This window comes from Rhodococcus sp. NPDC059234, from assembly GCF_042754225.1.
In the GTDB taxonomy this organism is placed as follows: Bacteria; Actinomycetota; Actinomycetes; order Mycobacteriales; family Mycobacteriaceae; genus Rhodococcus_G.
In genome coordinates, this window is the sequence record NZ_JBHZAH010000087.1 from 1 (window position 1) to 23176 (window position 23176).

20 protein-coding genes, 1 tRNA gene and 1 pseudogene are annotated in these 23176 nt (G+C 69.9%); 15 read left to right on the top strand and 7 right to left on the bottom strand.

Annotated elements, in window-relative coordinates; all coding sequences use genetic code 11:
* From ACFXGJ_RS17525 to ACFXGJ_RS17545, 5 genes are all read left to right on the top strand, one after another.
* Positions 1 to 510 (top strand): septum formation initiator family protein (locus tag ACFXGJ_RS17525; protein ID WP_378622426.1); only part of this gene is annotated, 510 nt, incomplete at its 5' end.
* Complete coding sequence (locus ACFXGJ_RS17530; RefSeq protein ID WP_378622429.1) at positions 507 to 1058, top strand: DUF501 domain-containing protein; 552 nt, start codon at positions 507 to 509, stop codon at positions 1056 to 1058. The genes ACFXGJ_RS17525 and ACFXGJ_RS17530, both read left to right, overlap by 4 nt.
* Positions 1055 to 1999 (top strand): exopolyphosphatase, encoded by a 945-nt coding sequence (locus ACFXGJ_RS17535; protein WP_378622432.1) that lies wholly within the window; start codon positions 1055 to 1057, stop codon positions 1997 to 1999. The genes ACFXGJ_RS17530 and ACFXGJ_RS17535 overlap by 4 nt, the downstream gene beginning before the upstream one ends.
* An 83-nt stretch (positions 2000 to 2082) precedes the next feature.
* Positions 2083 to 2156, top strand: a tRNA-Leu gene (locus ACFXGJ_RS17540).
* Between the two features lie 677 nt (positions 2157 to 2833).
* Positions 2834 to 2992: a hypothetical protein gene (locus ACFXGJ_RS17545; protein WP_378622435.1), complete on the top strand. Its 159-nt coding sequence runs from the start codon at positions 2834 to 2836 to the stop codon at positions 2990 to 2992.
* A 122-nt stretch (positions 2993 to 3114) separates the two neighbouring features.
* On the opposite strand, the gene ACFXGJ_RS17550 is transcribed toward ACFXGJ_RS17545, so the two are convergent.
* Both ACFXGJ_RS17550 and ACFXGJ_RS17555 read right to left on the bottom strand, forming a co-directional pair.
* Positions 3115 to 4965 carry a glycoside hydrolase family 5 protein gene (locus ACFXGJ_RS17550; RefSeq protein WP_378622437.1) on the bottom strand — a complete coding sequence of 617 codons (1851 nt, stop codon included), beginning with the start codon at positions 4963 to 4965 and terminating at the stop codon, positions 3115 to 3117.
* A 612-nt stretch (positions 4966 to 5577) separates the two neighbouring features.
* Positions 5578 to 6027 carry a hypothetical protein gene (locus tag ACFXGJ_RS17555; protein WP_378622439.1) on the bottom strand — a complete coding sequence of 150 codons (450 nt, stop codon included), beginning with the start codon at positions 6025 to 6027 and terminating at the stop codon, positions 5578 to 5580.
* A gap of 330 nt (positions 6028 to 6357) precedes the next feature.
* Here ACFXGJ_RS17555 and ACFXGJ_RS17560 point away from each other — a divergent pair, with 330 nt between their 5' ends.
* From ACFXGJ_RS17560 to ACFXGJ_RS17575, 4 genes are all read left to right on the top strand, one after another.
* Positions 6358 to 7023, top strand: coding sequence for a M23 family metallopeptidase (locus tag ACFXGJ_RS17560; RefSeq protein WP_378622442.1), 666 nt, complete (start codon positions 6358 to 6360; stop codon positions 7021 to 7023).
* 125 nt (positions 7024 to 7148) lie between these two features.
* A complete protein-coding gene (locus ACFXGJ_RS17565; RefSeq protein ID WP_378622444.1) occupies positions 7149 to 7922 on the top strand; it encodes a M23 family metallopeptidase in 774 nt (257 codons plus the stop codon).
* Entirely contained in the window at positions 7922 to 8605 is a 684-nt protein-coding gene (locus ACFXGJ_RS17570) for a nitroreductase (protein WP_378622447.1), read from the top strand. Before ACFXGJ_RS17565 ends, ACFXGJ_RS17570 begins: the two co-directional genes overlap by 1 nt.
* Positions 8606 to 8635: 30 nt before the next feature.
* A complete protein-coding gene (locus tag ACFXGJ_RS17575) occupies positions 8636 to 9850 on the top strand; it encodes a class I SAM-dependent methyltransferase (protein ID WP_378622449.1) in 1215 nt (404 codons plus the stop codon).
* Positions 9851 to 9856: 6 nt separating this feature from the next.
* On the opposite strand, the pseudogene ACFXGJ_RS17580 reads toward ACFXGJ_RS17575, so the two are convergent.
* Positions 9857 to 10078 (bottom strand): annotated as a pseudogene (locus ACFXGJ_RS17580) (hypothetical protein); the annotation flags it as partial.
* Positions 10079 to 10314: 236 nt separating this feature from the next.
* Here ACFXGJ_RS17580 and ACFXGJ_RS17585 point away from each other — a divergent pair.
* Positions 10315 to 11163, top strand: coding sequence for a Bax inhibitor-1/YccA family protein (locus ACFXGJ_RS17585; RefSeq protein ID WP_378622451.1), 849 nt, complete (start codon positions 10315 to 10317; stop codon positions 11161 to 11163).
* Between the two features lie 212 nt (positions 11164 to 11375).
* On the opposite strand, the gene ACFXGJ_RS17590 is transcribed toward ACFXGJ_RS17585, so the two are convergent.
* Both ACFXGJ_RS17590 and ACFXGJ_RS17595 read right to left on the bottom strand, forming a co-directional pair.
* Positions 11376 to 12593, bottom strand: coding sequence for an acetyl-CoA C-acetyltransferase (locus ACFXGJ_RS17590; RefSeq protein WP_378622454.1), 1218 nt, complete (start codon positions 12591 to 12593; stop codon positions 11376 to 11378).
* 63 nt (positions 12594 to 12656) lie between these two features.
* The gene (locus tag ACFXGJ_RS17595; RefSeq protein ID WP_378622456.1) at positions 12657 to 13715 is read right to left on the bottom strand and encodes an SGNH/GDSL hydrolase family protein; all 1059 of its coding nucleotides are present in this window, start codon (positions 13713 to 13715) and stop codon (positions 12657 to 12659) included.
* A gap of 123 nt (positions 13716 to 13838) precedes the next feature.
* Between ACFXGJ_RS17595 and ACFXGJ_RS17600 the strand changes: the two genes are divergently transcribed.
* Positions 13839 to 15221 carry a cystathionine beta-synthase gene (locus tag ACFXGJ_RS17600; RefSeq protein ID WP_378622459.1) on the top strand — a complete coding sequence of 461 codons (1383 nt, stop codon included), beginning with the start codon at positions 13839 to 13841 and terminating at the stop codon, positions 15219 to 15221.
* Between the two features lie 58 nt (positions 15222 to 15279).
* On the top strand, positions 15280 to 16440 hold the full coding sequence (locus tag ACFXGJ_RS17605) for a cystathionine gamma-synthase (protein WP_378622461.1): 1161 nt from the start codon (positions 15280 to 15282) through the stop codon (positions 16438 to 16440).
* 72 nt (positions 16441 to 16512) lie between these two features.
* Here the strand turns inward: ACFXGJ_RS17605 and ACFXGJ_RS17610 are convergent, their stop codons facing one another.
* Together ACFXGJ_RS17610 and ACFXGJ_RS17615 are read right to left on the bottom strand one after the other, a co-directional pair.
* Complete coding sequence (locus ACFXGJ_RS17610; RefSeq protein ID WP_378622464.1) at positions 16513 to 17292, bottom strand: FAD:protein FMN transferase; 780 nt, start codon at positions 17290 to 17292, stop codon at positions 16513 to 16515.
* A gap of 5 nt (positions 17293 to 17297) precedes the next feature.
* Positions 17298 to 17516: a hypothetical protein gene (locus tag ACFXGJ_RS17615; protein WP_378622466.1), complete on the bottom strand. Its 219-nt coding sequence runs from the start codon at positions 17514 to 17516 to the stop codon at positions 17298 to 17300.
* 207 nt (positions 17517 to 17723) lie between these two features.
* Here ACFXGJ_RS17615 and ACFXGJ_RS17620 point away from each other — a divergent pair, with 207 nt between their 5' ends.
* The 3 genes from ACFXGJ_RS17620 to ACFXGJ_RS17630 all read left to right on the top strand — a co-directional run bounded on the left by ACFXGJ_RS17620 (position 17724) and on the right by ACFXGJ_RS17630 (position 23138).
* Complete coding sequence (locus ACFXGJ_RS17620) at positions 17724 to 19037, top strand: NlpC/P60 family protein (RefSeq protein ID WP_378622469.1); 1314 nt, start codon at positions 17724 to 17726, stop codon at positions 19035 to 19037.
* Between the two features lie 24 nt (positions 19038 to 19061).
* Positions 19062 to 20972: an SEC-C metal-binding domain-containing protein gene (locus ACFXGJ_RS17625; RefSeq protein ID WP_378622472.1), complete on the top strand. Its 1911-nt coding sequence runs from the start codon at positions 19062 to 19064 to the stop codon at positions 20970 to 20972.
* Between the two features lie 159 nt (positions 20973 to 21131).
* The gene (locus tag ACFXGJ_RS17630) at positions 21132 to 23138 is read left to right on the top strand and encodes an SEC-C metal-binding domain-containing protein (protein WP_378622474.1); all 2007 of its coding nucleotides are present in this window, start codon (positions 21132 to 21134) and stop codon (positions 23136 to 23138) included.
* The last annotated feature ends 38 nt before the right edge of the window (positions 23139 to 23176 follow it).

Genomic DNA, 23176 nt, shown 5'->3' on the forward strand with positions numbered 1-23176 from the left:
GGTCGGAGGGGGGCGGCGGAGCGGGGTGAGGAGCGCACCTTCCTCGGACTGTCCACCGCGAAGGCAGTGACGCTCGGAGTGGTGGTGTGCGCACTGGCGCTCACGCTCGCAATGCCCTTGCGCACCTACCTGACTCAGCGCACCGAGGCCGAGCAGCTCGCCGAGCAGAAGGACCAGCTCGAGGACGACGTCGCCCGGCTCACCCGCGAGAAGGAACAGAGCAACGACCCGGCGCGGATCAAGGCCGAGGCCCGCAACCGGCTGCAGTACGTGATGCCCGGCGAGACGCCGTACCAGGTGCAGCTGCCCGGGGCGACCGCGCCGCCGGTCGAGACGCTGAACAAGCCGAAACGCAGCGGCAACCCCTGGTACACCGATTTGTGGCGGCCGATAGTCGAACCGCAGCCGCAGGTCACCCCCTCGCCGACACCCCCGCCAGGGCCCGTTCCCGATCCGGCGAACACGGGGTCGATGACCATTCCACACGATCAAGGAGGGCCCGTCGGGTGACCGAGCCTGCTGAAAGCCATTCCCACCCCACGGTGTCCGCGGAGGACCTCGCGGCGGTTGCCGCGCAGTTGGGCCGCGACCCCCGAGGCGTGCTCGCCATCGCCTATCGCGCCCCGGACGGTGCACCCGGCGTGGTCAAGACCGCGCCGCGGCTGCCCGACGGTACGCCGTTCCCCACGCTGTACTACCTGACCGATCCGCGACTGACCGCTGAGGCGAGCAGGCAGGAGTCCGCCGGGGTGATGCGCGAGATGACCGAGCGGCTCGCCACGGACCCGGAACTGGCCGCCGCCTACCGGCGCGCGCACGAGTCCTACCTCGCCGAGCGTAACGAGATCGATTCGCTCGGAACGGATTTCACCGGCGGCGGCATGCCGGACCGGGTCAAATGTCTGCACGTGCTGATGGCGCATTCGCTCGCCAAGGGACCCGGGGTGAACCCGTTCGGTGACGAGTCGGTGGCTCTCGCCGCCCGAGGCAAGCTGCGCGGCACCGCGATTCCCGCGGACTGGCCGCAGTACCAGGGGCCGGAGGGCGAGGCGGAATGACCCGCGTCGCTGCCGTCGACTGCGGCACGAACTCGATCAGGTTGCTCATCGCCGACTCCGACGAGTCCGGCCGCCTGCACGATGTGCGGCGCGAGATGCGGGTGGTGCGGCTCGGCCAGGGCGTCGACGCCACCGGCGAGTTCGCGCCGGAGGCGATCGAGCGCACCCGCGTAGCGCTCGAGGAGTACGCCGGGATGATCCGTGAGACCGGCGCGACCGCGGTGCGGATGGTCGCGACCTCGGCGACCCGCGACGCGGCCAACCGCGAGGACTTCTTCGCGATGACCCGCGAGGTGCTCGGCGCGGTGATCGCCGGAGCACAGGCCGAGGTGATCACCGGTGACGAGGAGGCGCGACTGTCGTTCTCCGGTGCCGTCGGTGAACTCGACCCCGCGGCAGGGCCATTCGTGGTGGTGGACCTCGGTGGCGGGTCCACCGAGGTGGTGCTCGGCGACGGTGACGGCGTTCGGGCGGCCTACTCCACCGACATCGGCTGCGTGCGGATCACCGAGCGCTGCCTGCACGACGACCCGCCGACCGCCGAGCAGGTCGCGCAGGCGCGCGAGTTCGCCTCGGCGAAGCTCGCCGAGGCGTTCGAGCGGGTCCCGGTGGAGCAGGCGCACACCTGGGTGGGCGTTGCGGGCACCATGACGACCCTCGCCGCCGTCTCGCTGGACCTGCCGCACTACGACGCCGAGCGTGTGCACCTGTCGCGGATGTCGCTGCCACGGCTGCACGAGGTGAATGCGCGGCTGCTGCACATGTCGCACGATCAGCGCGCCGCGATCGCCACGATCCACCCCGGCCGGGTGGACGTGATCGGCGGGGGAGCGATCGTCGCCGACACGCTCGCCGAGGAACTGGCGAGGCGCGCCGGCATCGACGAACTGGTGGTCAGCGAGCACGACATCCTGGACGGGATCGCACTCTCGATCCTGTAACGGTGAAGACCTGCTGTCGGGGGCGGGTCGGCACGCTAGCATCCGGTGCAGCCACCTACGGCTCGCCAGGTGGAAAGCGCCACGCCCCCATAGCCCAATTGGCAGAGGCAGCGGACTTAAAATCCGCCAAGTGTCGGTTCGAGTCCGACTGGGGGCACTGAGAGTATCGACTTGACCTGCGGTAACGCGATCGCTGGGCCACGGTTCGAGCGGGGGACGAGAGCCGCGGTTGCGGCCGCCTGAACGTGGGGCAGGAACCTCCCATCTCACGCCGCCGACGGACCGACCCGGTCGGGATCGCCCTGGCGCTCGAGCAACACGATGCCGAGCAGCGGGAGCCCGAAGCGCCACCAGGTATCCGGCCACTCGACTCGAGTAACGTTGCTGACAGTTAACTAGATACATCAATCGTGCCGCCTCTCTACCCGGACCCAGGCGGCACGGTGGGCCCCGTCTCGTCCCCCAAGGTGGGCGGGGCCCACACCTACCTTCTCAACGTCCGAGCGTGCAATCCCCCGTCAGGGTCAAGGAGAAGCGATGAAGATTCCGTCATGGATCGGCGGGCCCATTGTGATTGCGCTGGGAACTGTCGACATGGCTCTCGAGCTCCAGATCCGGGCGACCGGCTCACTGGCGCGGGCCGTGGTCCGCGGGATGGGTACCGCAGACCCTGGCCAAACGTCACGCCAGAACATTGCCGGGCAGCTATGTCGCAGCGACACCGCGACCAGCCGGTCTGGCGCGCGCGAGTAGCCAACCCGCACGAGTACGGTGACGCCAGCGCCGCCCCTCCGGTGACGCGAGACCTCACCAGCCCGGAGATAGGTTGAGCCTGTGTCGAATCAGATGATCGTGATCGCGTACGTGGGCGGGGTGCTCCTGTTCGCAGGGACCCTGCTGCTGATCATCCGAGCCGTCGGCCGCCGCGCCCGAACCGGACTCGAGGCTGGCCGCAACACATACACGCCCGGCAACTCGTCGTCCAACTGGTAGTCGCGCAGTCAGGTGAACCACGAGTTCCGACTCGCCGACGGTTCGGCTCGAGTGGGACGGTTCTGGTGTCTCACCTTGTGGGCGTGGCTATTTCGTGCCGCGGGCGGACCTGTTACCTCGATTCAGAGCTTGCGGCAGTACAGGGCATCGGGGTGTGCGTGGCGCGAGTTGGCCCATGAGAAGGCGATGCCGGCGGCGTACTCGTCGGCATTGCACTGGCCCTTGTAGTAACCGTTGGCGTAGTCGCCGCCTTCGCCGGAGGCTGGGCGGCTATCGCCCCGATCGTCCCAGACGGTACGTCCGGCGCCGGCCAGCTGCCTGCGGCCGGGCGCGCACAGGATGGCTGACATGGCGTCGCCGTTGAGGCTGTAGCCGATCATGAATTGCCCGTCCTGGCACTGGTACTTCGTGAATCCTCCGGCCCAGTCGGTGCTGACCTTCTCCGAATTGACCTTGACCGCTGCGGTGCCCTGTTGCCAGAGGTTGCCCTCGGTGGCGTCGGTGCACAGGCCGCCCTGACCGCGCGCACTGATGCCAATCAGCCGCTGATCGTCGGGGCAGACGAGCTTGTGTGCGCCGTTGTCCCAATCGTCTGCCGCCCGGAGTGAGCGATTGTCGTCCTCGTGAATCGCGTTGAGCATTGACCAGGTTCGGACCGGGGCGACCTTGCCGGTCTTCCCGTTGGCGGCCATCAGTCGCTGGAACTGCGGACCGCGCCAGTCGTCGGCATCGGTGACGCTGCGCTTGCTGCCGTCGGTGTCGTAGCGCACCAGGCCCCATTTGTTGCCATCGTCGTTCTTCTGGAAACCCACGATCGGCCAGTAGGCGAAGTCCAGGTCCTTGTCGATCAGCCAGTCGACCATATTGCCGAACCACGCCTTGTCCGCAACCCCAGCGTCCTTGCCGACGCCGAACTCGCTGATCCACACCGGCGCGGTGAAATGCTGGTCGGGCGTGGTGGCCACATAGCCCGCCAGTGCGTTCATGGACTTGAACAGGTCGTCGCGGGACATGTCGCGGAAGCGGGCGTCGTGTGTCTCACCCAAGCCGGAGGCGCCGGTGTGATTGGGGCCGATGTAGCCGTACATGTGCGCGGCGTAGACGACCTTGTGCGAGCGCACCAGCGTTTCGGACAGCTTGTAATTCCACTTCAGCATGGGGCGCTCGTGTCCGAACAGATCGGAGGGAATGCCCGTCCAGTTGATGCCCTCGATCATGATGAGCAGATCCGGGTTGGAATCCTTGAGGATTGCATCCCCCGCCTCCTGCGCGGCGTCATACCAGTCGTGGCTGTCGCCCAGGCCCCAGTTCGCCTCGTTCCAGGTGTCGCGGCGCACCTCGTTGCGCAGGTCCGCGCCGACCACTCCGGGATTGTCCCTGTAACGGGCGGCCATGAGCTTCCAGTCGTCGATCCACTTGTCCCAGGACTGGCCCGAGTTCCAGCGCTCGTTGCCGTCGTTGGCGCAGCACCAGCGGGTGGTCGTGGTGTGATTGTTCAAGATGACGCCGAGCCCGGCGTCGGTGAGCGCCTTGACCGCTCGGTCGTACACCTCGATCGGGCGTAGCCCGTTCAGCTCCGGATTGGCGGTCAACCCCTGCACCGCGCGGCTGTCGGTGATCATCTCGTTCGAGAAGGGCAGTCGAATGCTGTTCAGCCCCAGCGCCTTGAAGTCGCCGACGAGCTTGTCCATCCGCACTCGGTCCAGGCCCAGGGGTGCGCGATGGCCGACCTCCTGCGCGTTGTTGTTCGCGGGGTCTTCGTCGTCGCCGCTGCCGTTCCATGTGCCGCTGGAGCCGTGCCAGTTCCCGGACTTCAGCTTGACCCGGTTACCGCTCGTATCGACGATGTAGCGCCCGCTGGTACTCAGTGGGCCTTTCACAACAACGGGAGCGGCTAGGGCCGGTGGGGCGCCGTGGACGGCGGGGATGGCCAGCATCCCGACCGCCAGCAGCATGACGGACAGTAGTTTCATCGCGAATCCTCATCTTGCGGAAGAACTTCCGAGTGGAGTCCCGACACCGCGGAGGTCCAGGACTCGGTCCGGACAACGGCGGCGCCTTGGCGAAGACCCTAGGGAGTTGCTGAATTATTCGGAAACACCTATTTCACGCACGATTAACAGTGACTTGCCGTCAATCTGCGTGCGCCTGCCCGGCTGGAGTTGCACGACCAGTCCGATGCGGTGGCCCTCGCGAACGGCCTCGTTCACGTGGTCCCGAGGCCGTTGGTCGAGCTCACGGTGCGAATCAGTTCGGCAACGGCCGGACGTGGTGACCTCGTCGCGTACGCGAACACGATGACCACCAACGTGCCGCGCGGGCCAGCCGACCTGATGCTGCGCGGTGCGCGTTGTCACCTCCGGCGGCGTGCTCGCGCTCAAGGACGGCGAGGGACTCCGTCACCTCACTACCTCGGTGGGAGGGCGCCCGACTCCGCACATAGGTGACCCCACCGGCACGAGGGAGGGCAAGGCCGGTGGGGTCTACGTCACTGGAGGGGCGACGCGTGCGCCACGGTAGCCGAGCGCATTCGTTACTCGCGCGTACTAAACCGGCGAGTCGCTGCCGTATCGCGCGGCGGTGCTCTAGGACAGCGATTTCGGCGTGATGTGCGCGACGATCGCGTGGATGGTGCCGTCCGGGATCTCGAAGGTCTCGGTGATCTCCACGGTGAGGAGCTGGGTACCCGCGATGCCCGAGTCCAGCAGGTACTTGGTCGACACCACGTTGCCGCTCTCCGACATCTCCAGGTCGCGGATGTCCTGGATGACCCGGTACTGCAGGCCGTGCTCGAGATCGGCGCTCATCTGCGGGCCGGAGTAGCCGGTCTTGAGGCCGGCTTCGACCCGGGTGGCGTCGGGAGCGAACTTCACTGCGCTGGCGTCGTGCGAGACCAGTGCGTCGATGTAGGTGCGCGCGATCGCCTCGCGCGGGGTGTCGGCCGGGTTCGGCGCAGCGGAGGCGATTCCCGAGCCGGTGCTCAGTACAGCGGCAACGCCGGCGACGGACAGGGTGAGGGTTCGGAATATGCGCATGGCGCATCGTAACTAGAACCGGTTCCAGGCGGGTGCAACTGCGCGAACTGAGCCCCGGAGGTCGGGGAGGGGCCGCTGGAGCCGGCGCCGAACCCGCGCCGAAATCGGCCAGACCAGCCGTTATGTGACCGGAGTCATAGCCGGGTCGGTGAAATCTGCATTGTCGCTGCGCACGGCGTTGGCCTTACGCCGTACAGCAACATCATATTTTGGTGAATATTTGGTCACAATCGACGAGTTGATACCAAGTCGTTACTTTCGTTCGCGACGACGGACCGGGCCGCGGAAGCGGGTGCCCGGCCCAGCCGACGAAGATGAAGGAAAGAAACTGTGGCGATTCACCACAGGACGTTCAATCGTTCTCGCGCACTGACCAGCAACCTCAAGATCGCGACGGTCGCGGTTGCGACCGGCGCCATCGTGGCGGGCGGCATCCAGCTCGGCGCCGCGAGCGCCTCCGCGGCACCGCTGCAGGTCGCCCCCGGCGTCCTGCCCGCGGGCGTCGTGCTCCCCCCGGTGGAGGCGCCTGCCGGTCCGGCCGGCCAGTGGCTGACGGATCTCGTCGGCTCGCTCGGCGGCGGCAGTGCCGCGCCGCGGTCGCTGACGGTCCAGCCCGTCGCGGGCACCCTGAGCTCCGGTTACGGCGCACGCTGGGGCACCCAGCACGGCGGCATCGACATCGCCGCCCCGACGGGCGCCCCGATCAAGTCCGCCGCGGCCGGTGAGGTCATCTCTGCCGGGCCCGCGTCCGGATTCGGGCAGTGGGTCCGGGTGCGGCACGACGACGGGGTCGTCACCGTGTACGGCCACGTCGAGACCTACCTCGTGAGCGTCGGCCAGCGGGTCGAGGCCGGTCAGCAGATCGCGACCGTGGGCAGCCGTGGCGAGTCGACCGGGCCGCACCTGCACTTCGAGGTGTGGGATCCCAGCGGCCACCGGATGAACCCGAGCCAGTGGCTCGCCGATCGCGGCGTCGGCGTGACCTGGGGTTCCTGACCGGATTGGCATAAAGATCCGGTAACGGTCGACGCTGTCGATACCGTTTTGTTATGTTCGGACACGGACAAACGGTGCGCACTATTTGGTGCCCCGTCAGCCGACAACGGATGAGGTACCGCACCGTGGGTGATCACCGCAGCTCGAACAGGCACGTGACGGCGTTTCGCATCGATCCGGACGCGATGCGTGGTCGTCACCGTGCGCAGGCTGCGGGTAGCGGCGCGGGTGTGAAGGCCGCGACGGTCGCCGCCGCCACCGGCGCGATCCTCGCGGGTGGGGCTCAGCTCGGGGCGGCCAGCGCCTCGGCTGCCCCGATCCAGCTGCCGACGCTGCCCACCGAGGTGGCGAGCCTGCTGCCCGCGGGGGTCGAGGTGCCGACCACGATCGAGGTGCCGGACGTTCCGGCTGCCGACTCGATTCCCGCGTTCGCGACCGCGCGGCAGTGGGTGGACGACCAGGCCAAGCAGTTCGCCCCGCTCAAGGCGCGCACCGTGCAGCCGGTGTCGGGGACGCTCACCTCCGACTTCGGTTCGCGATGGGGCGCCCACCACGGCGGACTCGACATCGCCGCCCCCATCGGGACGCCGATTCGGGCCGCCGCCGACGGCACGGTCATCTCCGCCGGCCCGGCTTCGGGCTTCGGCCAGTGGGTGCGGGTGATGCACGAGGACCGCACCATCACCGTGTACGGCCACGTCAACGACTACCAGGTGACGGTGGGGCAGCAGGTCGTCGCGGGCCAGCAGATCGCGACCGTCGGTAACCGCGGCCAGTCCACCGGACCGCACCTGCACTTCGAGGTCTGGGACACGACCGGAACCAAGGTCGACCCGGCAAAGTGGCTGCGCGACAACGGCGTCACCGTCACGTGGACCGGAAACGGGCACAACGACTAGTGACCGAGACGACCCTCACCGCTCATACCCTCACCGAACTGCTCGACACCCGGTACAGCTGCCGCGCCTTCCTGCCGCAGCAGGTGCCCCGTGACGTGATCGAGCAGATCCTCGCGCTCGCGCAACGCACCCCGTCCTGGTGCAACACCCAGCCCTGGCAGGTCGCGATCACCGAGGGCGACGCCACCGACCGCTTCCGGGCCGGCCTCGCCGAGGCGATCCGCACGGTGACGCAGGCCAGTGACATCGAGTTCCCTCGCGAGTATCGCGGCGTGTACCGCGACCGCCGTCGCGAGTGCGCCCTGCAGCTCTACTCGAGCCTCGGCATCGCGGGCGACCGCGCGGCGTCGGCGCAGCAGACCATGCGCAACTTCGACCTGTTCGACGCGCCCCACGTGGCGGTCGTGACCACCGACGAGGCGCTCGGCACCTACGGTGCGGTGGACTGCGGGCTGTACGTCGGCACCTTCCTGCTCGCCGCTCAGAGCCTCGGCGTCGCCACCATCCCGCAGGCCGCGCTGGCCGGCTGCTCGCCCTACCTGCGCGACTTCTTCGACATCCCCGAGGGTCGGAACGTCGTGTGCGCCATCTCCTTCGGCTACCCGGACACGGATCACCCGGCGAACGGCTTCCGTACCACCCGGGCAGACCAGGACGCGGTGGTCAGCTGGGTGTCGCGGTAGCCCGCCGGGTCACCTGAAACACTGGACCGCGTGCCGGTTCCCGAAGAACTCCTCGCCCAGTTGCGGCGCTTCCCCGACGTGGAGGCGCCGAACCTGTTCGCTGCCGACAGCGCCGATCGACTGATCCTGGACGAGGCGGGGCAGTCGCTGCGGGACGCACGGCCCGGGACGGTCGTGGTGATCGGCGACCGGTACGGCGCGCTCACCCTCGGAGCGGTCGCCGGGTTCGGCGCGAACGAGGTTCGGGTGCACCAGGATCCGCTCACCGGAGAGCAGGCGCTGGCGGCCAACGCGGAGCGGGCCGGACTCGCCGGCTACCGGAACTGCGCGCTCGGCGAGGACCTGCTGGCCGGCGCGACGGTCGTGCTGCTGCAACTGCCGCGCAGCCTCACCGCGCTCGCCGAGATCGCCGAGGCCGTCGCCCGGTACGCCGATCCGGACGCGGTGGTGTACGCCGGTGGTCGGATCAAGCACCTGACGGTCGCGATGAACGAGGTGCTCGGCCGCAGTTTCGCCGACGTCCACGCCACCCTGGCCCGGCAGAAGTCGCGGGTGCTCGTCGCGCGCGGCGTGCTCCCCGTACCCCAGGAGTCGACCTTCCCGCTGCGCGAGCGAATCGAGGAACTCGACCTCGAGGTCGTCGCGCACGGTGCCGCGTTCGCGGGAACCAAACTCGACATCGGTACCCGCTTCCTGCTCGCGTCGGTACCCCGGATGGACCCGAGCGCCGAGAGGGCCGTCGACCTCGGTTGCGGCACCGGAATTCTCGCGATCGAGCTGGCCCGCGCCCGGCCCGGACTCCGGGTGGTCGCGACCGACCAGTCCGTCGCCGCGGTCGATTCCGCCGCGGCGACCGGGTTTCCCGTCGAGTGGTGGGGGGGGGGGGGGGCCCCCCCCGCCGCGCGGGGGGGGGGGGTCGCGCCCGCCGCGCCCACCGCCGCGGCGAACGGCGTCGGGGACCGGGTGACCGCGCTGCGCGACGACGCCATGTCCACTCTCGCCGACGGTTCGGTGGATCTGGTGGTGTGCAATCCGCCGTTCCACGTCGGGGCCGCGGTGCACACCGGCGCGGCGCTGGCGATGTTCCGGGCCGCCGGCCGGGTACTGCGACCGGGCGGCGAACTGTGGACCGTCTACAACTCGCACCTCGGCTACCGGGGGGCGCTTCGCAGTGCGGTCGGTGGCACCGAGGTGATCGCGCGCAACCCGAAGTTCACCGTCACCCGCTCCGTCAAGGGGGAGTGAGGCTCACTCCTCGAGCGCGAGATCCGGCTCCTCCTCGGCGAGCCGCTGGTCGAGGCTCTCGCCCTCGGCCTCCTCGACGGCGGTCGTACCGAAGCGGTCGGCCTCGCTCCAGCCGTCGGGGGCGTCCACCACGTCGTCGCCGTCGTCGTTGCGGACCTCGTCCGAGTCGACGGATTCGCTCACGTTCAGCGTCTGGCCGGGCCCGTTCTCCTGCTCTTCGGCACTCACAGGGCCATGATGCCACCGCGCGTGGCCCGCAGGCGGTCGTGTGGGGATCGGCCCCGCGCCGCCCGGAACGGTAGAGTCCGTTTTGTCCGACCGCGGTTCCGGTCGCGCAGTTCGCGCCGGGAACTTACCGGTGGATGTCAGTCGTTTGACCAATCAAGAGCGGGTGCGAACCCGCAGTGGTCGGGCCACAATGGCGCGACAGGCCCGCGAGGGCCACGAAAGAAGGGACACGCACGGTGCGCACCACCAGCAACCCGGTGTTCCGCAACCTCCCCAAGCAGGAGGGCGGATACGCCTCGTTCGGTTCTGCCACGGCGGGCGCCGGGCAGATGACTCAGCAGTTCGGCCAGCCCCAGTACACCCAGGCCGAGCCCTACACGACCGGCCCCGCGCAGCGGGCCATGACGATCGACGACGTCGTCACCAAGACCGGCATCACGCTCGGTGTGCTGTCCGTCGCGGCGATCATCTCCTACGTGCTCGTCAACTCGAACGTCGACCTCGCGGCGCCCTTCGTGATCGGCGGCGGGCTCATCGGGCTCGTCCTGGTCCTGATCGCCACCTTCGGTCGCAAGATGGACAACCCGGCGATCGTGCTGGCATACGCCGCCGCGGAGGGTGTCTTCCTCGGCGCGCTGTCGTTCATGTTCACCGACATCACGTTCGGTGGCACCGGCGGTTCCACCCTCATCGCCCAGGCGGTGCTCGGCACCTTCGGTGTGTTCTTCGGCATGCTCGTGGTCTACAAGACCGGCGCCATCCGTGTCACCCCGCGGCTGACCCGGATGATCATCGGCGCCCTCATCGGCGTCGTGGTGCTCTCGCTCGGCAACCTGATCGCCAGCTTCTTCGTTTCGGGCGGCCTGGGCCTGCGTGACGGCGGCGGACTCGCGATCGTCTTCAGCCTCGTCTGCATCGGCATCGCCGCGTTCAGCTTCCTGCTCGACTTCGACGCCGCCGACCAGCTGATCCGCGCGCAGGCGCCGGAGAAGGCGGCCTGGGGCGTCGCGTTCGGCCTCACCGTCACCCTGGTGTGGTTGTACGTCGAGATCCTGCGGCTGCTGAGCTACTTCAACAGCGACTAGTCGCAGCACGCCTGACCACGAACGGGCGGTTCCTGCTCCGTCACCCGACGGATGCCCAGGAACCGCCCGTTCGTGTTTGTGGACAGCCCTCGTCGGGCCGGGGCCGTCACCGTGCGGCCAAGGGGCTGCACCCGTATGACGACGAACGGGCGGCCACCGGGACATCGGCCGTGAGGCCTGCCCGGTAACCGCCCGTTCGTGGACGCGAAGGACTAGCTGAGGCGCTCGAGCACCATCGCCATGCCCTGGCCGCCGCCGACGCACATGGTCTCGACGCCGAAGGTCTTGTCCTGCTCGCGCAGGTTGTTGAGCAGGGTGTTGGTGATGCGGGCACCGGTCATGCCGAACGGGTGGCCGATCGCGATGGCGCCGCCCGAGACGTTGATCTTGTCCTCGTCGAGGTTCAGCGCGCGGGCCGAACCCAGCACCTGCACCGCGAAGGCCTCGTTGATCTCGTACAGGTCGATGTCCGAGGTGGTCATCTTCGCGTAGCCGAGGGCCTTCTTGACCGCCTCGATCGGGCCGAGGCCCATGATCTCGGGGGACAGGCCGGTGGCAGCGGTGGAGACGACGCGCGCCAGCGGGGTCAGGCCGAGGGCCTTCGCCTTGGTGTCGCTCATGATGACCAGCGCGGCCGCGCCGTCGTTGAGCGGGCAGGCGTTGCCGGCGGTGACGGTGCCGTCGGGACGGAAGACCGGCTTGAGCTGGCTGATCTTGTCGTACGAGGTGCCGGCGCGCGGGCCGTCGTCGGTGGAGACGACGGTGCCGTCGGCGAGGGTCACCGGGGTGATCTCCTTCTCGAAGAAGCCACGGTTGATGGCCTCCTCCGCGCGGTTCTGCGAGCGCACGCCCCAGTGGTCCTGGTCCTCACGGCTGATGCCGGTCAGGGACGCGACGTTCTCCGCGGTCTGGCCCATCGCGATGTAGATGTCGGGCAGATTGCCGCCGTCGCGGGGATCCGACCACGCGACGCCGCCCTGGGTGGCCAGCTCGGTGCGCGCCTGGGCGTCGGCGTAGCGGGCGTTCTTGGTGTTCGGCCAGCCGTCGGCGCTGCCGGTCGCGAAGCTGGACACCGACTCGACGCCGGCGGAGATGAACACGTCACCCTCGCCCGCGCGGATGGCGTGCATGGCCATCCGGGTGGTCTGCAGCGACGAGGAGCAGTAGCGGTTGACGGTCACGCCGGGCAGGTAGTCGTACCCGAGCGTGGTGGCGACGACCTTGGCGATGTTGTAGCCGGACTGTCCGCCCGGCTGGCCACAACCCATGATCAGGTCGTCGATCTCGGTGGGGTCGAGCTCCGGGATCTTCGCGAGGGCGGCGGCGACCATCTGAGCGGCCAGATCGTCCGGGCGAATGTCCTTGAGCGAACCCTTTCCGGCGCGGCCGATGGGCGAGCGCACGGCGGAGACAATGACTGCCTCAGGCATGGAGTACTCCTTCTCTTCTTTGCTTGCGTGTACTACGCGAAACACGGGTGTTTGCCTCAGACGTTACGTGGCGCTTTCCGCGCGCTGACGATGCAGTCGGCCATCGACGGCGTCATGCGTCGCCGCGGCCTGTTCGGCGACGACCGCGCCGGCGCCGTCGACCACCTCGTCCGCGCGCCGGTCGAGGCCACGACGACGCAGGAAGTGGTTGGCAGCGGCCCTGATTCGCGATCCGATCCGCTGCGCCTCCGCGGCCTCGGACACCTCGGGCAGAGCGGGCAGCGGGCCGCCGTCCCACTCGCCGAGAGCCGCGGCGAGGACAGGCAGCAGCTGTTTGGCCGCGAGTTCGTATCCCGCGGCCGACGGGTGGAAGTGGTCCGCCGAGAACATCGCATCGGGGGCTGCGAGGAATTCGGGCGCCAGCAGGTCCGCCAGCGCCACAGGGTGCCCGCCGGCCTCGAGCGTCGCCGCGGTCTGTGCGCGGGCCAGTAGGCGGCCCCACCGCCTGACGACGCTGCGCAGTGGCTGCGGGATCGCCCCGACGACGCCGAGGTCGGGACAGGTGCCGACCACGACGACGCTGCCGGCGAGGCGCAGCCGCGTCGCCGCGTCGCGCAGGCGGCGAGCCGAGGCGTGGATCGCGTTCTTCGCGGTGACGTCGTTCGCACCGATCAGGATCACGGCGGCGTCCGGCGGCGGGCCCGCGATGAACATCGCGTCGACCTGCCCCTCCAGGCCCTTGGAGGTGGCGCCCGCGATGGCCTTGGTGCTCAGCCGCACCCGCTTGCCGGTCTCCTCGGCGAGACCACGTGCCAGCCGGACCCCCGGCACCTCGTCGGCGCTGGTACAGCCCACGCCGGCCGCGGTCGAGTCGCCGAAGATCATCAGGTAGATGTCCCAGTCCACGCCGGGCCGCCACGGTTGCGGGGCCCCGCACCCCGGTGTGTACACGCCGTCGGCCTCGGGCGGCTTGGTCACATTGCGGCCGATCACACCGCGCGCGGTGGAGGCCTGTCCCATCAGGTAGTTGTAGAGCGCCCACGACGCCGTGCCCGCGGACGACCCCGCCACGACCGCCGCCGCGCCCGCCTTCGCGGCGGTCTTCCATCCGCTGCTCGGCACCGCGACCATCCCTCCCCTCGGCACGCGAAGCTGTCACCACGAATCTAGTGCCAATCGCCGCGTCGTGCCCGCGCTGAGCGGTCCACGTGTTGCCGCGTCCGCGCGCTCTGGGACCATGGAGGCATGCGCATCGCGGATCACGTCGTGGACCTCATCGGAAACACTCCGCTGGTCAAGCTGAACTCGGTGGTAGAACCCGGTTCGGGCCTGGTCGCGGCCAAGATCGAGTACCTCAACCCGGGCGGCAGCTCGAAGGACCGCATCGCGGTCAAGATGGTCGACGCGGCGGAGGCATCGGGCGCGCTGAAGCCGGGCGGCACCATCGTCGAGCCCACCTCTGGCAACACCGGTATCGGTCTGGCCCTGGTGGCGCAGCAGCGCGGCTACAAGTGCGTGTTCGTGTGCCCGGACAAGGTCAGCGAGGACAAGCGCAACGTGCTCAAGGCCTACGGCGCCGAGGTGGTGGTCTGCCCGACCGCCGTCGCGCCCGAGCACCCGGACAGCTACTACAACGTCTCCGACCGGCTGGTGAAGGAGATTCCCGGCGCCTGGAAGCCGGACCAGTACTCGAACCCGGGCGGACCCGAGAGCCACTACGAGACCACCGGCCCCGAGATCTGGCGCGACACGGAGGGCAAGGTCACCCACTTCGTGGCGGGCGTCGGCACCGGTGGCACCATCACCGGCACCGGCCGCTACCTCAAGGAGGTCTCCGGCGGGAAGGTCAAGGTCGTCGGCGCCGACCCGGAGGGCTCGGTGTACTCCGGCGGTACCGGTCGCCCGTACCTCGTCGAGGGCGTCGGCGAGGACTTCTGGCCCACCGCCTACGACCCGTCGATCCCGGACGAGATCATCGCGGTCTCCGACGCCGACTCCTTCGACATGACCCGTCGACTGGCCCGCGAGGAGGGCCTGCTGGTCGGCGGCTCCTGCGGCATGGCGGTCGTCGCGGCGCTGCGGGTGGCCGAGCGCGACCCGGACGCGGTGGTCGTGGTGCTGCTGCCCGACGGCGGCCGCGGCTACCTGTCGAAGATCTTCAACGACAAGTGGATGGCCTCCTACGGCTTCCTGCGCAGCCCGCTGGACGGCAAGGTCCACGAGCCGACCGTCGGGGACGTACTGCGCGGCAAGTCCGGCGAGCTGCCGGACCTGGTGCACACGCACCCCTCGGAGACCCTGCGTGACGCCATCGAGATCCTGCGCGAGTACGGCGTCTCGCAGATGCCGGTCGTCGGGGCCGAGCCGCCGGTGATGGCGGGCGAGGTCGCCGGCAGCGTGACCGAGCGCGACCTGCTCTCGGCGGTGTTCGAGGGACGTGCGCAGCTCGCGGACCCCGTCGCCAAGCACATGAGCGCGCCGTTCCCGCTGATCGGTTCGGGCGAGCCGGTGACCGCCGCGACGAAGGCACTCGGCGAGTCCGACGCGCTGATGGTCGTCGACGACGGCAAGCCGGTCGGCGTCATCACCCGGCACGACCTGCTCGGATTCCTCAGCGCGGGGGCGTAACCCGGCGGCGGGCGTCGCCCGGTTTCTCGGACGGTAGCGGCTCGCTAGGCTTACCGGCATGAGCGAGCAGCGCAGCAGCGACCAGCACGGATTCTCCACCAGGGCCGTCCACGCCGGCTACGAGCCGGACCCGCAGACCGGCGCGGTGAACGTGCCGATCTACGCCAGCTCGACCTTCGCGCAGGACGGCGTCGGCGGGATGCGCAACGGTTTCGAGTACGCCCGGACGGGCAACCCGACCCGCCGCCCGCTCGAGGCCAACCTGGCGGCGCTCGAGGGCGGCGCATTCGGTCGGGCGTTCGCCTCGGGCATGGCGGCGACCGACTGCCTGCTGCGCTCGGCGCTGCGTCCGGGCGATCACCTGGTGATTCCGAACGACGCCTACGGCGGAACCTTCCGGCTGATCGACAAGGTGTTCACCCAGTGGGGCATCGAGTACACGCCCGCGGCGGTCTCCGACGTCGACGCGGTGCGCGCCGCGATCCGCCCGAACACCAAGCTGGTGTGGGTCGAGACTCCGACCAACCCGCTGCTCAACATCGGCGACATCGAGGCGCTGTCCGCGGTCGCGCACGATGCGGGCGCAAAGATCGTGGTGGACAACACCTTTGCCTCTCCGTACCTGCAGCAGCCGCTGGCCCTCGGTGCGGACATCGCGCTGCACTCGACCACGAAGTACATCGGCGGGCACTCCGACGTGGTCGGCGGCGCGCTGGTGACCAACGACGAGGAACTCGACACCGCGTTCGCGTTCCTGCAGAACGGCGCGGGCGCGGTGCCCGGACCGTTCGACGCCTACCTGACGATGCGTGGCATCAAGACCCTGGCACTGCGGATGGAACGGCACAGCGAGAACGCCGAGCAGATCGTCGAGCTGCTCTCGGGGCACAAGGCCGTCTCCCAGGTGATCTACCCGGGCCTCGAGTCGCACCCGGGTCACCTGGTCGCGAGCAAGCAGATGCGCAGGTTCGGCGGCATGATCTCGGTGCGTCTGGCCGGCGGCAAGCAGGCCGCGCTCGACTTCTGCTCGCGCACGGAGATTTTCACGCTCGCCGAGTCGCTCGGTGGCGTCGAGTCGCTGATCGAGCATCCCGGCGCGATGACCCATGCCTCGACGGCAGGCTCGGCGCTCGAGGTGCCGGAGGACCTGGTGCGGCTGTCGGTCGGCATCGAAGACGCCGCAGACCTGCTCGCCGACGTGGAGCAGGCCCTTCGTTGATGCGCTGACGCGCAGTGGTGCGGATACGGACGGTCTGGACGTCGTATCCGCACCACCGCGCCGCAGGCGCAGTTACGGCCAGCCGCCGAGCAGCCGGACCCGGAACTCCCGGTCCACCATCCGGGTGGGCAGCCCCAGCGACTCGATCCAGTCGGCTCCGGCCGCGCCCGCCCACACCGCGGCCCGGCTCACAGCCGCCGCGGTGCACGCCGACCCCGCCACCACGCTGGCCGTACGCCAGTGCGGGGGATCGGCAGTGTCCGGGTGCAGGGGAGTGACGGTGCTGGCGGTGGCCAGTCCCGATCCGGACGGGATCGAGACCTGACAGGACGGATCGCCGGGCAGGTCCTCGACCTTGATCTGCCAGCCGTCGGACGGATCCGGACCCGCGGTGGCCACGTCGCCGCCGAGGCTGACGAGGACGCCGCAGCCGAGCAGGGAAGCCACCGCCTCGGCGCACTGGTCCGCCGTGGCCGCGCGTGAGGTCGCGCCGAGGTTGAGGGTGATGCCCGCGGGCACGGTGATCAGGTGGTCGTGCACCACCACAGCGCGCCACGCCCTGGGCCGTGCCGACCCCACCGTCGGGTCGACGAGGCCGTCGGTGAGCTCGGCCGCGGCGAGGGCGCGCCGAACCTGTTGTACGAGAGCGGCACTCGCCGAGAACGGTCGGCCCTCCGACTGGTTGAGCGCCCGGATCTCGGAATCCTCCCTGGCGTCGCTCACCGCGACGTCGGCGACAGCCAGGTGTCCGCGAACCAGATGCCAGGCCGAGTCCAGCAGGTCGGGTTCGGTGACGACCACTGTCGCCCGGACGCCCCACAGGGACCAACTCTTCGACGACTTGTGTGTCACCGGCGTCAGGATCCACCCGAGATCACGTCGAAGGCGCCGCTGCCGGCGCTGACGGGCGGTGGTGGCGCGGTGTCGGCGGCCGCGAGCGGTGCGGCGGCGAGGGACCCGAGGCCGATCGCGCCGACGATTCCGGATGCCGCGAGGGCTCGGCGGACCCGGGAGGGGCGGGTCACCGGGGCGGATCCGGTGGTCGCGGGCTGTCGGGCATCGGGTCGGGCACTCATGGCTCCCAGGGTCCACCCCGGGCCTGAGAGATACCTGAGCGTGGGCTGGCAATTGCCCCAGGTAACGGCCGACTCGCCGGGCCCGATTCCACGGTGTGGGCAGCAACCTGAAGGCAAACTAAGAGAACGCGCCAAATTCGCCCCAGCACCACCCCGCGAGTCATAACGTTGGACCTCGAAGGCCCGCTCGACCAAGGGAGATTGCGAATGCCGGTTGACCCCACGGCGGTGATAGTCGCCGTAGCGACAGCTCTCGGCGGCCTGGTACAAGGCGCAGACCTCCCCGCTCCGGTCAAAGATCAAGCAGCACAAGCGATTCAATCGGTACAAGCCTCCTCGCCGGCGGCCGGCAAGCAGATCAGCGACGTGATCGGCCAGCTGCCGCAGCAGATGCAGGAACCCGCACGGCAGGCGGTCGCCGACGCGGCCACGGCGGTGCAGACGGCGGTCCAGCCGTACCTGCCACCGCCGCCACCCGCACCCGTGGACGCGCCACCGCCCGTGGTCACCCCGCCCCCGCCCGCGCCGGTGGTGCCGCGGGCAACCACGGTCACCGCCGACGACGTCGCCGAGGTTCCGCTCGGCGGCGACTTCTCGCGGACCGTCTCCTCGCTCGACGCGGCCTTCCCCGGCGCGAACCTGGCGCCCATCGGGGCGATCGGGGTGTTCGTGCCCTGGCTGCAGAAGGCGGGCGCGATCTGCGACGGCGTCAAGGCGCCGGTCATCGCGGCGCTGTACAACGCGGAGAACGGATTCCGGTTCGGTCCGACCGCACCGGTGTCGCGGACCGGCGCGCTCGGACCGGGCCAGTTCATGCCGGGCACGTGGGCCAAGTACGGCAAGGACGCGGACGGCGACGGCAAGGCGGACGTCCTCGGCGTCGCCGACCCGGTGATGGCGTCCGGGCACCTGCTCTGCGACATGTACGGGCAGATCGACGAATGGAAGAAGCAGGGCATCGTCAAGGGCGACACCCTGGACCTGACCATCGCCGGGTACAACGCGGGCGTGGAGGCGGTGCGGCGCGCGGGCGGCATGCCCGGCGGTTCGTTCGACTACGAGCACCAGACCAAGCCGTATGTCGCCAAGATCCGGGCGTCCGAGCCGGTGTTCGCCGCGATCCTGGCGCCGTTCAGCGGCGACGGGACCATCGGCAGCAAGGTGGTCGAGGCGGCGCTGCGGTACCTGGGTCTGCCGTACGTGTGGGGCGGCGGCAACATCAACGGTCCGTCCGGCGGCGGGTTCGACTGCTCGGGGCTGACCTCGTACGCGGTGTACGCGGCCACCGGTGACACCCTCACGTTGCCGCGCACGTCCGAGACCCAGTGGAACATCGGCACGGAGATCCCGATGTCGGAGGCGCGGCCGGGCGACCTGCTGTTCGGCAACTGGCAGTCGGGCGGCCCCGGGCACGTGGCGATCTACATCGGCAACGGCCAGATGGTGCATGCACCGCAGACCGGCGACGTGGTGAAGGTGGGAAAGGTGTTCGACGGGATGAAGGTGCGCCGAATCGTCTAGTCGCCAGCGCCTAGGATCGAAGGCGTGACCGATCCGATCGATCCCCGTGACGTGATCGCCGATGCGGCGATGAGCATCCTCCGTGAGCAGGGCCCGCTCACGGCCCAAGACTGGGGGCAACTACTCGCGGACGCGGGGCACGGTCCCGTGGCCGAGATGGTGCAACTGGTCGAACTGCTCGACGACGAGGACGTCGGGTACCTGCCGGACGGCCGCACCGTCGCGCTCGACTCGCTGCTCGAGGGCAGAGTGTTCACCCACCGGCTCACAGAGACGGAGATCGCGGCGGGCATTCTCGACGCCAACCCCGATCTCACCCCGCTCACGGTGTACGTCCTCGACTCCGATCAGGAGCGAGCAGGCCAGTTCCGGGTCGTCTTCGCGGACGCCGACGAACCGACCTTCGCCGATCGCGGCGTCGACGACCCGAACTTCCCGTACGGCGAGGGCCTGCTGCTTGCTGCGGATGCGTTGTCGTCTTACGCCGCAGGCGATCTCGTCGGACTCGCCGTCCGGGGCGGACAGGTGGAACTCGAACGGGTCGATGCGGTGGAGGCCGCGGACGTGTCGGCCGGACTCGGCCGGATCCTCGGCGACGAGGGAGCCGACAACCTCGACGCTGTCGTCTGGCAGTTGGCGGCCGACGACCCCGCGCTGTTCACCCGCCCGGCCGCCCCGCTCGGCGAGCTGATCGAGGCCGCCGGTTTCGAGCGGGACGGCGACTACGTGGCGGTGCGTGGATTCGACTTCGAAGCACACCATCTGGCGACGCACATCGGCATGGTCGCCCGCGAACACGAACTGCACCCGGACGAGGCGTCCGCGGTAGTCGCCTTCCTCGCACTGGTCGGGCAGACCCGGGACGTCGCACACGACGGAACCGACCCGGGATCCTGGGCGCGCGAGCATGTTTCGTCTGAGCCGGATCGCTACGCGGGTCTCGCCGACCCCGTAGCCGCCGCGGCCGCGCTCGAACTGGTCGCCGGCTTCTCCGACCGGCCCGACGCGCTGTACGCGGCGTCGGTGGCGCTGGTGGAGACAGGTCCGCGGCGGGCCAGGGCGTCGGCGCACTGGCTGGCAGGCAATGCCGCCGATCGGCTCGGCGACGTGGTCGCCGCGGAGGCGCACTTCGAGGACGCGGCGGCGCTCGACGACGGGTGCGCGCCCGCCGTGTTCGCGCTCGCGCAGCTCGCCTCCGACCGGGGTGACGCCGTCCGGGGGCTCTCGCTGCTGGGGCGGATCGAGGGCGGCGACGCCGAGCCGCTGTACGCGGTGCTGCAGCGGTACGTGCCGACCGAGCATCCCGGTCTGGGGCGCAACGACCGTTGCTGGTGCGGCTCGGGCCGCAAGTACAAGGCCTGTCACCTGGGCAAGGTCGACAACTCCCTCGACGACCGGGCGCGGTGGCTCTACCGGAAGGCCGAGTGGTTCGCCCTGAGTCCGGAGCTGTTCGACGTCACGTACGACCTGGCCGAGGTCCGGGCTGCGCACTGGGACGGCGAGGACGCGGTGGGCCGGGCCTTCCAGGACCCGCTCGCGCTCGACGTCGCGTTGTTCGAGTGCGGGGTGTTCGCGCTGTACCTCGCGCGGCGCGGTTCGCTGTTGCCCGCCGACGAGTTCGAACTGGCCCAGCGCTGGTCGGAGGCGAAGCGCTCGGTGTTCGAGGTGATCGCGGTGCGGCCGCAGGACGGGCTGACGCTGCGCGACGAACGCACCGGCGAGGTGGTCGAGGTGCTCGAACGGTCGGGCAGCGCGCAGTTGGCACCCGGCGACTTCGTCTGCGCCCGGGTCGTTCCCGCGGGTTCGACGACGCAGATCTTCGGTGGCATCGAACCGGTGGCACCGTCGAGCCGGGCCGAACTGCTGGCACTGCTGGATGCGGAGGACGCCGATCCCGCCGAGCTGGTCGAGTTCCTCAGCGAGCGTTTCGCCTAGGTTCCGGCCGGCCGACGACCTGCTGAGCGCGCGCCACCAGGTCCGACAGGCGTACGGGGACCACGGTTCTCGGCTCTGGCGGCACAGCTCCCACCCCGATTGCCCTCCTCCGCCCGAGCGGTGGGCGGCGGGCCGCCGTCGGTCGCCTACGATCGCGGGGTGATCGTCTCGACCGAACTTCGCGGTGACCGGCATCTCGAGATCGTCGGCCGCTCTCGCCTGGACCCCGATCTCGATGAGATCGGCGTCGATCTCGACGAGATCGACGCCGCCGCGAGGGCGATCGCTGTGCTGCGCCAACGCGGCCCGTCCACCGTCGACGACTGGGTGGCCGCACTGGTCGACCTCGGACTCGGCACCGCCGTGGAGATGACCGAAATGGTGCGCGGCCTCGACGGCCCGGCGCTCGGAGTACTCGCCGACGGACGAGTCGCAGCCGTCGACAGCGTGCTCGAGGGTCGGGTGTTCACGCATCGGCTCTCCGCCGAGGAGATCGCCTCTGGTGTCGTCGACATCGATCCGGACCTGTCCGCGCTGACGGTGCTCGTCGGATCGGACGCCCACGTCGGCGACTGCGAGGTCGACGTCGTGTTCCCCACCTTGGACGCCGAGCTGCTGGCCGCGCGCGGCCGCACCGACATCGCCGCTCCCGAAATCGAGCGACTGCTGCTCGATCCCGGCACGCTCGCCGGATACACCGCGGGGGACATGATCGGTCTCGGCCTGGCGGGCGGGACGCTGCGGTTGGTCCGCGTCGACCGGACCGTCGCGACCCCGGATCTCACCGAGTCGTTGCGCCGGATCATCGCCGAGGGCACCGCCGAGCACACCGACCCCGTCGTCTGGCAGCTCGTCGCCGACGACGAGGACCGGGTCCTGTTCACCGCGCCCACCCTGCCGCTGGCGGAGCTGCTCGACCTCGCCGGGTACGACTGCGAACGCAACTACCTGGCACGGCGCGGCTTCGATTTCGACGCCTACCACCGCGCCACCCTCATCGAGTCGATCGCCCGGCAGAACAAGCTGCGGCTCGCCGACGCGGGCGCCGTCGTCGATTTCACCGACCTCGTCCACGAGATCACCGACGCCGCCGAACGGGGCGAGCAGCCGACCACCGTCGCCGCCGCCCGCGTCGCTGCCGATCCCGCCGCCTTCCTGCCACTCGAGGACCCGTCGACCGCGGCGGTCGCGCTCGACCTCGCCACCACCGGCGACACGCGCGCCGCGTCGCTCCAGGTCGCCGCATCGGCGCTGGTCGAGCACGCGCCGCGCCGATTGACGGCGGCCGCCCACTGGCTCGCGGGTAAGGCCGCCGATCAGCTCGGTGACGTACGGGTCGCCATGGCGCATTACGAGCGCGCCCTGGACCGGGACCCGAACTGGATGCTGGCCGCGTTCGACCTGGCATTGCTCGCCGCCGACGCCGGCGACGTCGCTCGCGCACAGTCGCTGCTGGCCCGCGTCGAGGGCGGCGACGCGGAGACTCTGCAGGAGGTGCTGGCGCGCTACCAACCGGCGGAGCGTCCAGGGCTTGGCCGCAACGACCGCTGCTGGTGCGGGTCCGGCCGCAAGTACAAGGCATGCCACCTCGGCAGGTCCGACCTCACGGTCGACGCGCGCGCAACCTGGTTGTACACCAAAGCCCTGATGTTCGCGCGGACGCCGGAACTGTTCGATCTGGTCTACCGGCTCGCCGAGATCCGGGCCTCGCACGCCGACGAAACCGAGGACGCCACCATCGCGGCGCTCGAAGGCGGCCTCGTCATCGACGCGGCGCTGTTCGAGGGCGGCGTCCTCGAACAGTTCCTCGCCCGCCGCGCGCAGGTGCTGCCCACGGCGGAACTCGAACTCGCGCGCCAGTGGCTGGCCACCCGGCGTGGCCTGTACGAGGTGACGGAGGTGGTGCCGCTCCGGTCGCTGACCCTGCGCGCGGTGACCGGTGGGGAGACGGTGGAGGTGATCGACTCCGTGGCGGGCCACAACTTCGCAGTCGGGGCCCTGGTCTGCGCCCGGTTGCTGCCGACCGGCGAGTCGATCCGGGCGTTCGGCGGAATCGAACCGGTCGACCCGCGGTACCTGGACGAGCTGACGGAGATCTGCGGGTCCGCGAACGCGGATCCGGACGAAATGGTGGACGTGCTCAGTCTCGCGTTCCCGGCGGACTGATTTCCGGCGTCCGGCGCTTCCGGCGGGACCCCGGGAAC

Excerpts from the sequence above, each read along its gene's own strand:
- ACFXGJ_RS17535 (WP_378622432.1), top strand. The coding sequence starts at position 1,055 with ATGACCCGCGTCGCTGCCGTCGACTGCGGCACGAACTCGATCAGGTTG.
- ACFXGJ_RS17550 (WP_378622437.1), bottom strand. The coding sequence starts at position 4,965 with ATGAAACTACTGTCCGTCATGCTGCTGGCGGTCGGGATGCTGGCCATC.
- ACFXGJ_RS17555 (WP_378622439.1), bottom strand. The coding sequence starts at position 6,027 with ATGCGCATATTCCGAACCCTCACCCTGTCCGTCGCCGGCGTTGCCGCT.
- ACFXGJ_RS17590 (WP_378622454.1), bottom strand. The coding sequence starts at position 12,593 with ATGCCTGAGGCAGTCATTGTCTCCGCCGTGCGCTCGCCCATCGGCCGC.
- ACFXGJ_RS17600 (WP_378622459.1), top strand. The coding sequence starts at position 13,839 with ATGCGCATCGCGGATCACGTCGTGGACCTCATCGGAAACACTCCGCTG.
- ACFXGJ_RS17605 (WP_378622461.1), top strand. The coding sequence starts at position 15,280 with ATGAGCGAGCAGCGCAGCAGCGACCAGCACGGATTCTCCACCAGGGCC.
- ACFXGJ_RS17615 (WP_378622466.1), bottom strand. The coding sequence starts at position 17,516 with ATGAGTGCCCGACCCGATGCCCGACAGCCCGCGACCACCGGATCCGCC.
- ACFXGJ_RS17620 (WP_378622469.1), top strand. The coding sequence starts at position 17,724 with ATGCCGGTTGACCCCACGGCGGTGATAGTCGCCGTAGCGACAGCTCTC.